General features: G+C 70.8%; 14 protein-coding genes and 4 pseudogenes. 11 read left to right on the forward strand and 7 right to left on the reverse strand.

The features are described from left to right. Nucleotides 1–172: 172 nt before the first annotated feature. Nucleotides 173–415: a hypothetical protein gene (locus OHA98_RS22875; protein WP_266928606.1), complete on the forward strand. Its 243-nt coding sequence runs from the start codon at nucleotides 173–175 to the stop codon at nucleotides 413–415. Between the two features lie 104 nt (nucleotides 416–519). Here OHA98_RS22875 and OHA98_RS22880 read toward each other — a convergent pair whose 3' ends face one another. After that, on the reverse strand, nucleotides 520–1,347 hold the full coding sequence (locus OHA98_RS22880; protein WP_266928607.1) for an alpha/beta fold hydrolase: 828 nt from the start codon (nucleotides 1,345–1,347) through the stop codon (nucleotides 520–522). Nucleotides 1,348–1,601: 254 nt separating this feature from the next. Here OHA98_RS22880 and OHA98_RS22885 point away from each other — a divergent pair, with 254 nt between their 5' ends. Further along, nucleotides 1,602–2,150, forward strand: coding sequence for a hypothetical protein (locus tag OHA98_RS22885; protein ID WP_266928608.1), 549 nt, complete (start codon nucleotides 1,602–1,604; stop codon nucleotides 2,148–2,150). Between the two features lie 107 nt (nucleotides 2,151–2,257). On the opposite strand, the gene OHA98_RS22890 is transcribed toward OHA98_RS22885, so the two are convergent. Further along, nucleotides 2,258–3,190, reverse strand: coding sequence for an aminoglycoside phosphotransferase family protein (locus tag OHA98_RS22890; protein ID WP_266928609.1), 933 nt, complete (start codon nucleotides 3,188–3,190; stop codon nucleotides 2,258–2,260). Between the two features lie 159 nt (nucleotides 3,191–3,349). Beyond that, on the reverse strand, nucleotides 3,350–4,825 hold the full coding sequence (locus OHA98_RS22895; protein ID WP_266928610.1) for an amidohydrolase family protein: 1,476 nt from the start codon (nucleotides 4,823–4,825) through the stop codon (nucleotides 3,350–3,352). Between the two features lie 258 nt (nucleotides 4,826–5,083). On the opposite strand from OHA98_RS22895, the pseudogene OHA98_RS22900 reads away from it, so the two are divergent. From OHA98_RS22900 to OHA98_RS22925, 6 genes and pseudogenes are all read left to right on the forward strand, one after another. Then, nucleotides 5,084–5,209: pseudogene (locus tag OHA98_RS22900) on the forward strand (GNAT family N-acetyltransferase); the annotation flags it as partial. Between the two features lie 144 nt (nucleotides 5,210–5,353). Then, entirely contained in the window at nucleotides 5,354–6,022 is a 669-nt protein-coding gene (locus OHA98_RS22905; protein ID WP_266930859.1) for a trans-aconitate 2-methyltransferase, read from the forward strand. 244 nt (nucleotides 6,023–6,266) lie between these two features. Then, nucleotides 6,267–6,791, forward strand: a complete 525-nt coding sequence (locus tag OHA98_RS22910; protein WP_266928611.1) for a toxin-antitoxin system HicB family antitoxin — start codon at nucleotides 6,267–6,269, stop codon at nucleotides 6,789–6,791. A gap of 151 nt (nucleotides 6,792–6,942) precedes the next feature. Continuing rightward, on the forward strand, nucleotides 6,943–7,785 hold the full coding sequence (locus OHA98_RS22915; RefSeq protein ID WP_266928612.1) for a DUF4097 family beta strand repeat-containing protein: 843 nt from the start codon (nucleotides 6,943–6,945) through the stop codon (nucleotides 7,783–7,785). 478 nt (nucleotides 7,786–8,263) lie between these two features. Continuing rightward, nucleotides 8,264–8,791: a hypothetical protein gene (locus tag OHA98_RS22920; protein WP_266928613.1), complete on the forward strand. Its 528-nt coding sequence runs from the start codon at nucleotides 8,264–8,266 to the stop codon at nucleotides 8,789–8,791. A gap of 264 nt (nucleotides 8,792–9,055) precedes the next feature. Next, nucleotides 9,056–9,466 (forward strand): VOC family protein, encoded by a 411-nt coding sequence (locus tag OHA98_RS22925; RefSeq protein ID WP_266928614.1) that lies wholly within the window; start codon nucleotides 9,056–9,058, stop codon nucleotides 9,464–9,466. An 83-nt stretch (nucleotides 9,467–9,549) separates the two neighbouring features. On the opposite strand, the pseudogene OHA98_RS22930 reads toward OHA98_RS22925, so the two are convergent. From OHA98_RS22930 to OHA98_RS22940, 3 genes and pseudogenes are all read right to left on the reverse strand, one after another. Then, a pseudogene (locus OHA98_RS22930) lies at nucleotides 9,550–9,726 on the reverse strand (GNAT family N-acetyltransferase); the annotation flags it as partial. Between the two features lie 63 nt (nucleotides 9,727–9,789). Then, on the reverse strand, nucleotides 9,790–10,131 hold the full coding sequence (locus OHA98_RS22935; RefSeq protein WP_266928615.1) for a hypothetical protein: 342 nt from the start codon (nucleotides 10,129–10,131) through the stop codon (nucleotides 9,790–9,792). A 73-nt stretch (nucleotides 10,132–10,204) separates the two neighbouring features. Next, on the reverse strand, nucleotides 10,205–10,792 hold the full coding sequence (locus OHA98_RS22940; RefSeq protein WP_266928616.1) for a TetR/AcrR family transcriptional regulator: 588 nt from the start codon (nucleotides 10,790–10,792) through the stop codon (nucleotides 10,205–10,207). Between the two features lie 208 nt (nucleotides 10,793–11,000). Between OHA98_RS22940 and OHA98_RS22945 the strand changes: the two genes are divergently transcribed. Then, nucleotides 11,001–11,843, forward strand: coding sequence for an SDR family NAD(P)-dependent oxidoreductase (locus OHA98_RS22945; RefSeq protein WP_266928617.1), 843 nt, complete (start codon nucleotides 11,001–11,003; stop codon nucleotides 11,841–11,843). A gap of 138 nt (nucleotides 11,844–11,981) precedes the next feature. Here OHA98_RS22945 and OHA98_RS22950 read toward each other — a convergent pair whose 3' ends face one another. Next, the gene (locus OHA98_RS22950) at nucleotides 11,982–12,410 is read right to left on the reverse strand and encodes a DUF3592 domain-containing protein (protein WP_266928618.1); all 429 of its coding nucleotides are present in this window, start codon (nucleotides 12,408–12,410) and stop codon (nucleotides 11,982–11,984) included. Nucleotides 12,411–12,736: 326 nt separating this feature from the next. Between OHA98_RS22950 and OHA98_RS22955 the strand changes: the two are divergent. Beyond that, nucleotides 12,737–13,041 (forward strand): annotated as a pseudogene (locus tag OHA98_RS22955) (TipAS antibiotic-recognition domain-containing protein); the annotation flags it as partial. Continuing rightward, a pseudogene (locus OHA98_RS22960) lies at nucleotides 13,038–13,958 on the forward strand (glycosyltransferase). The pseudogenes OHA98_RS22955 and OHA98_RS22960, both read left to right, overlap by 4 nt. Nucleotides 13,959–14,022 lie beyond the last annotated feature (64 nt).

Below are 14,022 nucleotides of genomic sequence, written 5' to 3' on the forward strand. Positions count from 1 at the left end.
CCGGACCGACAAGCGCGGCGTACTGAGTATTGCTGACTGAACGACTGCCGGCCGTGGAGAAACTCATCGGCCGCCGCCCACCGCCATGACGTTGCCGTACGCACCGCCCCGCCGTTCCCGTACCCACTGCCCTGCTGTTCCCCGCTACGCGGCAGCCGCGTAGCGTGACGCCATGACCAGCGGAAATCGACAGCGCCGCCGCGATGGTGCTCCCAAACGCGCCCAGCTGACCAGCGGCAGCCACAGCGGGCCGAAGGACAAGCGCAAGGGGAAAGGCAAGACGGGCTTCATCGATCCGCCCAAGCAGCAGAAGCAGGCAGCGGCGAAGCGCCAGTGGAAGGCGCTCTTCGCGCGCCTGGAGGACGTCAGGGCGCGGGAGCAGGAACGCCAGCAGCACCGCGCCGCCGGAGAGTAGCCACTGGCCGCTGCCGACGTCTCCGCGCGTCCGTCATGGACGGACAGAGGACAGAACAGCCTTCCGGCGGCCGCGTTGCGCCCTCTCGCCGCGGCCGCCCTCGTTCAGCCCTTGAGGAAGTCCAACAGGTCCTGGTTGAACCGTTCCTTGTCACCCGGGACGAGCGCGATGCCGTGGGAGCCACCCTCGTAGACCTTGAGGGTCGCGTTCGGGATGAGCTTCGCGCTCTTGCGGCCGGTGGCTTCGATCGGTACGACCTGGTCGTCATCGCCGTGCACGACGAGGGTGGGGATGTCGAACTTCTTGAGGTCCTCGTGGAAGTCCGTGTGTGCGAAGGCATCGACACAGGCGACGCCGCCCTCGATGGTCTCGGCCATGGCCATGTACCAGAAGGCGTCCTTGTTCCCCTCCGTGACCTTGCTGCCCGGACGGCCGGCGGAGAAGAACCCTTCCGAGGTGTCCTTCCAGAACTGTGAGCGTTCCTTGAGGATGCCTTCCTTTATGCCGTCGAAAACGTCCTGCGGCACGCCCTCGGGGTTGTCGGGCCCTTTGAGCATCAGCGGGGTGATCGCGGACAGCAGGACCGCGGACCTGATCCGCCCGGTGCCGTGCCGTCCGATGTAGCGGGCCAGTTCACCGCCGCCCATCGAATGGGCCACGAGTGTCACGTCGCGCAGATCGAGGGCGTTGATGAGGTCGTTGAGGTCATCGGCGAAGGTGTCGAAGTCGTAGCCTTCGTACACCGGGGTGGAGCGGCCGTGACCGCGCCGGTCGTGCGCGATGCCCCGGAAACCGTTGTCGGCCACGTACTTGAGCTGGTCCTGCCAGGCGTCGCCATTCAGCGGCCAGCCATGGATGAAGACCACGGGGCGCCCCTTGCCCCAGTCCTTGTAGAAGATCTCGACACCGTCACGTGTGGTCACCGTAGGCATGCGTCCGTCCTTCCGAAGGTTCGAGGCGGACCGGCGCCGAGGGCCTTCGTACCGGGGCGGGACGGCATCGGTCGGGGGAGCTTCCGGGGGTGGTACGCGCTCCGGGCCCCACAAGCCATGCTGAGGGCGGACCACGTCAGCGGCAACACGAGCACGTCGGGGGCGGTACGCGAGAAACCCGCCCGCCGAGAATTCACCGGGCGCGCCCGGCACCGGCCAGTAGCATGCCGGGAATGAGCTGGAGGGAGGAGCCGATGCGACCGATACTGCTGGTGGACGTGGACGGCCCGCTCAATCCGTACGCCGCGAAGCCACACCGCCGGCCCGAGGGCTATGAGACACACCGGCTGCTGACACCTCGTTGGAAGGCCGCAGAACGACGTCGGCTGACCGAGCGAGGACTGCCGGACATGCCGCCGAAACCACTGCGGGTGTGGCTCAATCCGCATCATGGGCCGGCCCTGGCCGCGCTTCCCTTCGACCTGGTCTGGGCCACGACGTGGGAGGAAGAGGCCAATGACTTCATCGCTCCTGCTCTGGGGCTGCCCGAACTGCCCTTCATCGCCTGGTCCTCGACGCAGCCCATGCCCCGGGGAGGCGTGTTCTGGAAGACTCCGGAAATCGTCGCGCGGACGACGGGCCGGGCGTTCGCCTGGATCGACGACGAGATCACCGAGGCGGATCGCGCCTGGGTGAGGGAGCACCACGACGGACCCGCCCTTTTGCGCCGGATCGACCCGCGACGCGGTCTCGCCGACGACGACTTCGTCGCGCTGACCGACTGGGCGACCGGTCTGGACTGAACCCACGGGCGCCACGAACACAGCCGTCTCCGCGTCGGTCCGCACACCTCACGGCGATCGACGGGAGCATGCACTCCGGCAGCCTCACCGACCGGCGCCACCCCGGCCTACGGGCATTCCGTGAGCAACTCCGCCAACTCGTCGGTGAATTCGGTGAGCCTGCTCAATCGTGGTCCGCCTCGGGCTACACGGAATCCGTGGCGGCGGCCCCAGAAGGAACCCTGGACGGCATGGAACTGGGCCCATCGCCGGACGCGTTCGCGGTCGAGTTCCGCAGCCTCGGCGAACACATCCAGGACACGGTCAACGGCCTTGCGCAGGTCGTCCGCCGCAAGGAGCGCGAACGCACGGGACCTGAGCAACGTACCGCCGTCGTACGCGGGATCCCCCGCATACCCTTTGGGGTCGACGGCCAGCCATGGCTCGCGCTCGGCGCGCAGGATGTTGCGGGCGTGCAGGTCGCCGTGGATGAGGGTGTCGGGCTGGTCCCGGCCCAATTCCCGGACGGTCGCCACGGCGGCGTCGAGCACCCGGTGCGGGAGCGTGTGGGTCAGCTCCGAGGCATCGACGCGCAACTGCTCCTCCCAGGCGTCGGCCTGTTCCCTCAACCGTGGCAGGCCGGGCGGAGCGGGGACGGCCAGGCGGCGGCTGAGCCTTCCGGCCACCGTCACCACCAGGTCGCCGTCCTCGATCTCCGCCAGGGTCGACATCCGGACGCGCTCCAGCAGCATCGCGAACCGATCGTCCGCGCGCTCGTGGAGCAGAACGGCGCCGCGCCCACCCCATGCCATGAAGGCGTCCGGCTCATGGACATTGCCGGGATGCGGAAACGACGCCTTCAGTACGGCGGCCGCCCCGTCCCGCCGCCGCACCGGGACGATCACACCGACGCCCCCGTGCACGACCCGGCCGTCCGGAACGCACGCCCAGAGTCCCAGCAACTCCTCCACGGTCCTGGGCAGTTCCGCCAGCCACGTCGCCCCGGCTTCTCCCTCGCGTTCGACGGTGCACCGCGCGAACGCCTCTGGAATCGCGATCATCCCGGCACGATACGCCCGACCCCAGCGCTCGCCCATGCACTCCAAGTGCTGCCCGGCCTCTCGCGCATCGGCGAACAACGCGGAGTCCGCCGCGGGCCACTGTGCGGTAGCGCTCCCGGGCCTCCCGTCACACCGCCGCGTCAGCGCACGTCGGGCACGTCAACGCGACTCGCCCCTCAACGGCTTCCCCGGAAACGCTTCGACCTGCAACTCCCCCGCGCTGACCACCGGCACACCGCCGACGAACAGATGCCGCACACCCACGGAAGGCCGTGTGGAGTCGACGTACGTGGCGGAATCGGTGATCGTCGCGGGGTCGATGACGACGATGTCGGCGTCCGCACCGATCCCGAGGTGTCCCTTGGCCCGCGCACCGGGCGCCACCTCGTCGAGGACGCGCGCAGGAAGATGGGCACACCGCCGGAAGGCCTCCGGCCAGTCCCAGGCGCCGCTCTCCCGCACCATCACCCGCAGCGACCTGGCGAATGTACCCGCCGTCCGCGGATGCGTCCTCCCACCCGGCGGAAGCGGCCAGACGGTGCTGTCGTTGCTGCCGTCCTTCCAGAAGACCGGCATCGCGTCACTGGCGACGATCGCGTCCGGGAAGGCAAGAGCGCTGCGCAGCATCCCCAGATCGCGTGGGTTCCCCTCGTCGAGGAACTCCAGAATGCACGGGGCCCCGGGGTCACTGCTCCGCAACTGCCGCAGGCGGCCCTCGTCGGCGATGCGCTCCCCCGATTCGAGCATCACGACACTCGACGGGGACAAGCCCTTCATCCGCAGCCGTTCGGCGTCGAGGAAGGCGGCTCCGATCGCCGTGCTGCCCGCACCGTACGGGTAGGCCTCGACGGTCACGCGCGATCCCGACCGCCGTGAGCTGTCCAAAGTGCTCAACACGCGATCGATGTGGTGGCCCGATGTGCTGTTGACGTGACAGTGGTGCATCGCGGCGCCGGTCTCGGCTGCGGCGATGACGATCTCCTCGGAGCCGTCGGCGGGCGTGCCGGGGTCCATCTCGACGAGTTCGCGGACGTGTGTGTACGTCGGCACTCCGGCCCTCGCCGCGAGCCGGGCGACCGCGAGGAACTCGGCGGGCTCGCTGTGCGGCGCGTACCCGAGGAGCACTCCGATGCCGAGCGCTCCGGCGGCCAGCTCTCCCTCGATCAGTGCCAGCCACTGAGCGAGTTCACGGTCCGAGGAAGAACGCTGCCACGTGAGATGTCCCAGCACCGCGAGGCTGCTCACCGCCCCCGCGTCGGGTTGGATGCCCGAGAGCACCTGTGCCCGGGCGCTGCTCCACGAGGCCGAGAACCCGTAGTGCAGCGGCCGTCCCTGCGCGGCGGCCTCTGCGTACGCCCTCTCGATGGGCATGAGGCCGGCTTCCAGGTCGAGCGCTGTCGTCACGCCGTCCATGGCCTGCAGCCGCTGCCCTGCCACCGAGTGCACATGGCTGTGCAGGTCGACGAACCCCGGGCCGACGATCAGACCCGTGACGTCGATGAGCGCGCAGCCCGGCGGTGCGTCGAGCCCCGGGGCGACGGCGCTGACCACGCCATCGGATACGAGCACATCGGCGATGGTGTCGAGCCCGGTTCCCGGGTCGATGACACGGCCGCCGCGCAAAAGTGTCTGCACTCTTCGTCTCCTCAGGATCGCGGAGCACCGGTTGGTCTTCCGGGCGACCCTAGGAGAGAACCCGCAACCGCTGTTCATCCGGGCGGACGAAACGCTGGCGGCCGGTTCGTGCGCCCCGACGATTCCAGGAGGGCAGAAGCCGTGCCGGACTCCAGGACCGCCCGGATCCGGCCGCCCGCCCGTGGTGAAAGTGCTTTGCCGTGCCCGGCGTCCGCTGGATAGCGTCGGTGTCCATGACCCCGGTTCTGCTCCGACACCTGGGATTCGGGCCTGGGTACGGAGTTGGCCGAGGCCGTCGTCGCCCACGGCTTCGCCACCCTCGGGCTGTCCGCCGTCCATGCCACCGTTTCCGCGCCGAACAGCGGATCGCTGGCCCTGCTGAGCAGAATCGGCTTCGCGCACGTCCGGGACATCGTCGAGGACGACGGCAGCACCACGCGACTGCTGACGCGCTCCCTCACCGCGAAGAACGGGGCTTCCGCCGCCCCTCGGGCAAGAGCCGGCGGAGAGGGGCACTATATTCCTGGCGTGACTGAACCCGCCTACCTCGCCGCGGTCCGGGAGTCGTACGACACCGTTGCCGCCGACTACGCCGACCGCGTCAAGTCCCCTGCCGAGCTTGATCCCTTGTCACGCGCGATGCTGACCGCGTTCGCCGAACTCGTCCGGGTCGCCGACCTCGGACCGGTCGCGGACCTGGGGTGCGGGCCCGGAAAGGTGACGGCCCACCTGGCCGCGCAGGGAGTGCCGGCTTTCGGGATCGACGTGTCGCCGAAGATGATCGAGCTGGCCCGGGAGGCCTTTCCGAACCTACGGTTCGCTGTGGGCTCGATGACCTCGCTGGAGCTCGACGAGGACGGACTCGGCGGCATCCTCGCCTACTACTCCACGCACCACACGCCACCTGAGCTGCTGCCGGTGGTGTTCGCCGAGTTCCATCGCACCCTGGCGCCGGGCGGTCATCTGATGCTGGTCGGCCATGTGGGGGACGACGAGATTCGGCGCCCCACGCAGGCCTACGGCGGGCATACCGTGACGTACGAGTCCCACCTGCTGCCACCGGCCCGGATCGCCGAACTGCTGGGCCTGGCCGGGCTGGCCGTCAGCGCGCGCATGGTGGAGGAGCCCTGCGACGGGGCGACGCGGACGATTGCCACCTTCATGGCACGCAAACCGGAAACCCGTTCCGATCTCTGACACGTCGGAGTGTGGCTCGACACCACTGGACAACCACCTGACGCCACATGGCGCCACTCTGTGCCATGTGGTGTCGGGTGGCGCCATTTCTTGCCCCAAAGGGCGCATGCGCATGGGTGACGCCACACCCACACAGCGAGGAACCCTCACATTTTCGCAGGTCAGAATGCTCCGCCCCATCCCCGTCCCGACGGCACCACCCCGCAGCTTGCACATAGGGCCACAGTGATGCCATGATGGCATCATGGACCTCACGCCGTATATCGACAACCTCCGCCGCGAGCTCGCGGTGGCCGCCGAAGCCGGTGGCGACGAAGCCCGCGAGCTGGCGGAGCGGCTCACCGCTCCGCTGGAGTCGGCCACCCGGCTGGCCATGCTCAATGTGCTCTCCGCCGCGACGGACGAGATCACCCGTGAACTCGCCCCCGGTTCGGTCGACGTACGGCTGCGCGGACTCGACCCCGACTTCGTGGTGACGCGGCCGCCCACCGACGGCGCCGCCCCTGCCGAGCCGGCCTCGCCCGTCGAGTCGCTCAACGCACCGGCCCCCGTCCAGGCCGAGGGGGACGACGGCGGCACCGCCCGCGTCAACCTGCGCCTGCCGGCCCACCTCAAAGCCCGCGCCGAGGAGGCGGCGACCCACGAGGGCCTGTCGCTCAACGCATGGCTGGTGCGCGCCGTGTCGGCCGCGGTCGACGGCGGCACCCGGACACGTACGACGGAGAAGGCCAGGACCATCGGCCAGAGCTTCACGGGCTGGGTGCACTAGGGCGTGTGTCGAAAGCAGCCCCGCCCTTCGGGCGGACGGCGCTGCTTTCGGCACACGCCCCAGCCGCACCCCCGCCCCGTACTGCTTCACCCACCCACACACACGTCCCACCAGCGAGGACGTGCCAGAGAGCCAAGAGGACGGGACAGCCATGCCTTCGTTCGACACTCCCCAGCCGATCTCGGTCACCGCCCGGGTGGACGCGGGATCCATCCAGTTCACCGCCGCCGACCGCCCCGACACGGTCGTCGAGGTACGGCCCCGCGACCCGAAGAAGGACAAGGACGTACGGGCCGCCGAGCAGACCGAGGCCACGTACGCGAGCGGCGTACTGACCGTCAGAACACCCAAGTCCAACCTGTTCGGCCGCACCGGCATCGTCGATGTGGCGGTCGACCTGCCCGCGGACTCGCGCATCGACCTGACCGGGGCCTGGACCCAGGTGCTCGGCGAGGGCCGGCTCGGCGAGGTCCAGGTGAAGACCTCGTCCGGCGACGTCCGCCTCGACACGACCGGCCCGCTGAAACTGACCGCCGCCCACGGATCGATCACCGTCGACCGCGTCGAGGGCCCCGCCGAGATCACCACCAGCTCCGGCAGCCTGCGCGTCGGCCTCGTCGACGGCACCGCCGTCCTCAAGAACTCGCACGGCACCACAACCGTCGGCGCCGCGACCGGCGAACTGCGCGTCAGCGGCGCCAACGGCGACATCCACATCGAGCGCGCCGAGAGCTCCGTCACCGCCACCACCGCCCACGGCGCCCTGCGCGTCGCCGAAGTCGCCCGTGGCACCGTCCAGTTGGAAACCAGCTACGGCGCCATCGAGGTCGGCGTCCGCGAGGGCACGGCAGCCTGGCTCGACGTCAGCTCAAGCTCCGGGCAGGTGCGCAACACGCTCACCTCGTCCGAGACCCCGGGGAAGACCGAGGACACCGTCGAGGTCCGCGCCAGGACCCGGCACGGCAACATCGACATCCGCCGGGCCCGCGCCTGACCCAGAGGAAGCAGCCCCACGCCACGTACAACACCGCGCACTTCGGCCCACGAAGGGAATGAGGGCGCGCGATGCCTTCTTGTGCCGCGCCCCTCACAGCGCGGCGGTGGTCGCCGTCCCCGCCGCCGGCCGTCGGCCGGCGCGTCACCGCGTCACCGCGTCACCGCGTCACCGCGTCACCGCGTCACCGCGTCACCGCGTCACCGCGTCACCGCGTCACCGGCCGGGTCGTGGTGAGGACTCGCAGAAGGTTCACCCCTCGGCCCCCGAGTCACCCGTCCGGGTCGAAGACATCCCGCACACCCCGATGGCCGACGTTCAGCACCGGCCGGTGACTCCCTGGTCAACCGGGTCGACCGAGCCGGACGAGCCCGATGAGCAGGAAGGTCCGAGGCCGGCCCGGCGTCGGCAGTCCGCCATTCGGCCTACCCTGGCTCCGGGCACATCCCCCACATGCCCGGAATGACGGGAGATCCTCATGGCCGCGCCTGTAGCGGAAGAGCCCGGTACGCCGCCGAGCTACCCGCCGAAGACTCCGCCCCCTCCGAAGAAGCCGTCCTCGCCGCCTCGTCCGAAGGTCGGAGCCGATGGACCACTCACCGGCACCACGCGGATCGGTGTGGGCATGCGGGACCGGCGCGGAGCGAACTGGACCTTCGAATCCGCCCCGTGGTCGGTGCGCAACGCCGGAGGCAGGGTGGTGGCCCAGCTGGGAGAGTGGGGGCACCAGCCCGGCACCGCGGTCCTGGAGGCAGTACGGGCGGTGACCACGCTCCTGGTGACCGCCGCGGTCGCCGACACCGGGCGCCGCGTCAGTGTCCACCTCTCCGACCAGGACGGGCACGCGTGCATCGTCGCCCTGTCGCACCGGGCCGGCCCGGCTCCCGGGCACAGCCCGGACGGGGACGATGTCCTTCACCGGATCACGGCGCAGACGGGGGTGACGGCGTGCGGCACGGACACCGGTACCGACGGCCGCAGCCTCTGGGCGGTCATCAGCCTCTGACGGTACCCACCGCCCGGGAAGCCACCGCCACCGCTGCCGCTGCCGCTGCCGCTGCCGCTGCCGCTGCCGCTGCCGGGCGAACCTGGGGCGAACTCGCGTCGTTCCGGCCTGCACACGTCTGTTCAGGCGGATCGGTCGGCGCGGCGTCCGCCTGAACGCCCGCACGCAATCCCCTGCGCGTACGCCCCCGCCCCGCGACGCACCACATCCGGCGCCGCGCGCTGATCCGCCGGAGATCACGGGACAGCCTTTAGCATGATCATCATGGACATCACCATTCACACGAGCGTCCTCCCCCACGACGATCCGGACGCGTCCGTGGCCTTCTACCGCGACGTCCTCGGCTTCGAGGTCCGCAGTGACGTGGGACAGGGCAAGATGCGCTGGATCACGGTCGGCCCCGCCGGCCAGCCCAGCACCTCCATCCTTCTGGCGCCGCCGGCCACCGACCCCGGGATCACCGAGGACGAGCGCCGCACCATCGCCGAGATGATGGCCAAGGGCACATACGGCTGGATCCTGCTGGCCACCCGGGACCTCGACAGCACCTTCGCGCAGGTCCGGGCCGGGCACGCCGAGGTCGTTCAGGAGCCCACCGAGCAGCCGTACGGCATCCGCGACTGCGCCTTCCGCGATCCCGCGGGCAACTTGGTCCGCGTCCAGGAGCTCGGCTGAGCCGTCCGGCCATCAGTGCGGCGCGGCACCTGAGCGCCCTCGGCCGCATGGCCGGCCCGCACACATCCACCACGCGTATGCTCTCAAGCGGCGACGAGCAGTGCCTCCGCGCCGACCGGCCGGAACCCCGCTGTCCGAAAGGCACGTACGCTGCGGGCGTTGCCTGTTGCCTGCTGCGACCGAACCGGTTCTCCCGCGGGCACCAGATGGCGGGCGGCGGTTGTCGGCGCCCGGCCCAGGCCCCGGTGGCGTACGTCCTGTGTCTCTCCTCGAAGTCCCGTTTCTACCCCGGGCAGTTGTCCGAACGTCGCACGGTGCGGCGGTCAGGCACCGCGCCTTCCCGGCTCGCGGCTTCCCGGTTCGCGGCTTCCCGGTTCGCGGCTTCCCGGTTCGCCGCGTGCGTTCACGAGCCGTCGCTGCACATCCGCGACCAGGTCCCGGAGCCTCCCCTGCCGTACGCCCTCGTGGTCCAGCCACTCGTCGAAGCGCGGACGCAGATGCCGGGCCATGCCTGTGCCGTGGCGGCGCAGCACCGAACGGCTGATCGAGATCTCTTCCTGGAACTCTCTGCGCAGGTCATCGGTCCAGCCCTGTTCCCGGTCGGCCTCCTCCAGAGGGGCTTTGAGGGCGGCCACCGCCTCGTCGAGCAAGGTGAGCAGTTCCACGAATCCTCCCAAGGATCACCACGCGCGCCCCCGCACGGGAAGCCCCCGGAGCGAGACGCGCTCATCGTCGAGGTCAGTCCGTGCCGCCGGCAGTGGGCAGCGGCGCCCGGTCCGGGTGGGCCCGAAGCCCGTCGAGAATGATCACCAGATACCGGCGCCATGTCTCCAGCGGTCGTTCGGCCGACAGACCCATGACGGCATCGATCATCGCCGCGATGGGTACGACGTCGGCCCCGGTGACGCCGTCGCGCAACGCGCCCTGGGCGTGCGCCCGCGCCACCAACTGCTCGCAGCGCGCGTTGATCTCCTGCCGCGCTCGCGCCAGACCGGTTCCCTCGATGCTGCCGTCGCGCATCAGCTCGCGCAGTCCCCGGTTGTCCGCGGCCCGCCCCAGGGCCTTTTCCAGAAATCCTGCCAGAGCGTCGAACCCGTCGTCCTCGGCCAGCGCCTCCCGCGCCATCGCCGCGATCCCGTCGAGCTCTTCGGCGAAGACGGCCGCTGCGAGCGCCTGCTTGTCCGGGTACTTCCGGTAGACGGTGCCCACTCCGAGCCCGGCGTGGTGCGCGACGTCGTTGAGTGTCGCCTGAAGGCCACGCGCGGCGAAGACCTCGTGCCCGGCCCGGAGGATGCGCCGGCGATTGAGCTCGGCATCCCGTCTCAACGGGCGTGGCTCCGCAGCACCGGGTTCCCCGTCCGCCCTCCGCGCACCCATCCACGGCTCCCTTCCGCTCACGTGCACCGACCACAACCGGATACAGCATATCCGGTTCATGCTACGGTCCATCTAAGTGGATATTCAGTATCCACATAACGGTTCCGATGCGCCCACCGCGCGTCGGCGCACGGCTCGGAGGGGAAGGAAGCCAGGCATGCAGACCGTGGTCATCACCGGAGGAACCGACGGACTCGGCAGGGGGCTCGCCGCGCACTACCTGCGCCGGGGAGCACGCGTGGTCGCCGTGGGCAGTACGCCCGCCAAGGGGCAGGCTCTGCTGAAAGAGGCGGCAGCCCTATCGGCCGCGGACCGAGCTGTCTTCCTGCGGGCCGATCTGACCTCGGTCACCGCGGCCCGGGAACTCGTCACAGCGATCAGGAGCACCTGCCCCTCGGTGGACACACTCGTCCTGTGCGCCCAGCGGTACCGGCTCTTCGGCCCCCGCACCGTCACCCCCGAAGGGTTCGAGCACAGCTTCGCCCTCGCCTACCTGAGCCGGTACATCCTCAGTCATGGCCTGCGCGAAGCGATGGAGTCCGCGCCGCGACCGGTCATCATGAACGTCGGCACCCCGGGAACTCCTCTGGGCCGCATCCACTGGGACGACCCCCAACTGACGCGCCGCTACAGCGGCACCAGGGCCACACTCCAGTCCTTCCGCGCCAACGACCTGCTCGGCGTGGCCTTCGCCGCCCTGTACCCCGGCACACCGATCCGCTACGTCGGCTACAACCCCGGCGTGGTGTCGACCGGCATGCCCGACCATCTGCCCCCGCCGCTTCGCGCCCTGACCAAGGCGTCCTTCGCCTTGATCGCCACGTCCGTGACCAAGGCCGTGGCTCCGATGGCCCGGCTCCTGGACGAGCCGCCGGGCGAACGCTTCACCGCCTACCGCACCTCCCGCCGACTCCCCCTGAAGGGGCCCGCGTTCGACCGGGAGGCAGCGCTGCGACTGCACCGCCTCACCGATGAACTGGTGAGCCGCCGGAGGCCGTAGCCACGCACCGAACGGCGCTCCGTCGCTGCCGAGCCGCCGGGGGCGGGCTGTCAGAGGTCCCTCAACGCCTCGGCCGCGAACGAAACCGCGCACGCCACGCGGCCGGCCGGATGAAGCCCGGTGTACGAGGCCGCGGGGTCAGATCACCAGGGCCAGGGTGGACGCGATGGCCACCGACAGCACCGCGCCCACCCCGGTGATCAGGGCTCTGGCGTGGAGCATGCCGAACGAGGCGGCACGGGTGGTCGCACCCTCCGGATTCCGGGCGCTGTAGTGGACCGTCACGAACTCCCCCTCGGCCGGGACATGACGCGATTGGCGCTCCTCGAAGCTGACGGTGCGCCCGTCGGCCGTACGGAATTCCAGCGTGGGGTAACGGTGGGTGACGAGACCGCCCTCGGCGTCCTGGCCCTCCTCGGTACGCACGGCCGTGCACCGGGCCTCGGCCGTGAGTCCCTCCGCCCAGGCGGCCCGCAGTTGCGGGCCCTTGAGCTGGCGGTCCAGCAGTCGGCCGCAGATCACGCTCGCGCCCAGGGAGACGACGAGATAGACGACAGCGATGACCATGGTTCTCCCGGAATGCTCACGGCCCGGCCTCGGGCACCGGTATGCCTGACGGTCGAATGTCCGAAGGGGTGAAGGCAGCCATGATTCCGTGTGCGTCAGTCGTCGGCAAGGGGCGGCTCTTCGCCACGGAACCCCCTGGGAACGCAGACACCCCGGCGGCGCCCGGCCACCGACCCGGGCACGGTCCCCGGCGCCGTCCCGGGCGTCAGCCCGATGGCCTCGGGGCCTCCTGAACCTGGCCCGCCCCGGAACGCCGGATGGTCAGCCGGTCTCCGCCGGTGCGCCTCGAAAAGTGCGCCCGGTGGGCGAGCGGAGCAACGCCGATGGCCGCCTGGCGCGCGGAGCTGCTCGCCGCCTTCGACGACGGAGAACCGAGCGACAGCGCGCGAGCCATGGACCTGGCGGAGGAGCACCGCCTGCACATCGCCCACTGGTTCACCTCCTGCCCCGCGACATGCACCGGCGCATCGCGGACGACTTCGTCGCCGACCCGCGCGCCTTCGCCCTCGTGGTGCCCCCGTCGCAGCAACGCCCGGGACTGGCCTCCTATACCCGCGCGGCGGTCCACGCGAACGCGGGTCGCCGTACGCCGGGCCGCCCCCGCACCGAGAAGGAGCAGGAGAGCCGATGAGGATCCTGATCGCCGCGGCCGGTTCGCGTGGAGACGTCGCCCCCCATGCGGGTCTGGGCGCCGGGCTGCGCCGGGCGGGGTACGACGTCGCCCTCGCCACCACGGAGACCTTCGCGCCTCTCGTACGCGACGCCGGGCTGGAGTTCCGCGCTCTCCCCGGCGACCCACGCGTGGGCGGCGGCCGCACGGGCGGACGTGAACTGATGCGCAGCGCCGCCGCGTTCGTCACGGAGCTGGGCCAGGGGTTCGCCGACGCGACGGACGCCGGAACGGATCTGCTCCTGCTGTCGGCCACCACGGCCCCGCTCGGCTGGCACATCGCCGAGGCCACGGGTACGCCGAGCCTCGGCGTGTACCTCCAGCCCACCGCGCCGACCGGTTGCCCACGGACCTGGAGGACTTTCTCGGGGCCGGGCCCCGGCCCGTCCTCATCGGATTCGGGAGCATGGCGGGCGGCGACGGGGAGCGACTGAGCGGGATCGCCGTACGGGCGCTGCGTCGCGCCGGTCTGCGCGGCATCCTGCAGGCCGGCAGTGCCGGTCTCGCTGCCGACGACGAGGATGTCCTCACCATCGGGGACGTGCCGCACGCCCCGCTGTTTCCCACGGCTGGCCGCGGTGGTCCACCATGCCGGGGCGGGCACCTCCGCCGCCGCGCTGCGCGCCGGGGTGCCCTCGGTCACCGTACTGGTGACCGCCGATCAGCCGTTCTGGGCGGGACGGCTCGCCGCCATCGGCGCCGCCACCGCCCCGATCCCCTTCCGGTCCCTCACCGCCGAACGGCTCGCCGACGCACTCGGCCGGGTCGTCCGGCAGGAGACGTACACGAGAGCCGCTTCGGGAGCCGCGCGGCACATGCGGGCCGAGGACGGAACCGGCCGGACGCTCCAGGTCGTCCGGCGGATGATCCGGGGATGACGCCGCGCCCGCGCACACCGGGACGGCGCGACGAGTGATGCCGGGCGGCGGCCTTCCCTATTCC

It is taken from the genome of Streptomyces sp. NBC_00654, assembly GCF_026341775.1.
Classification (GTDB): Bacteria; Actinomycetota; Actinomycetes; order Streptomycetales; family Streptomycetaceae; genus Streptomyces.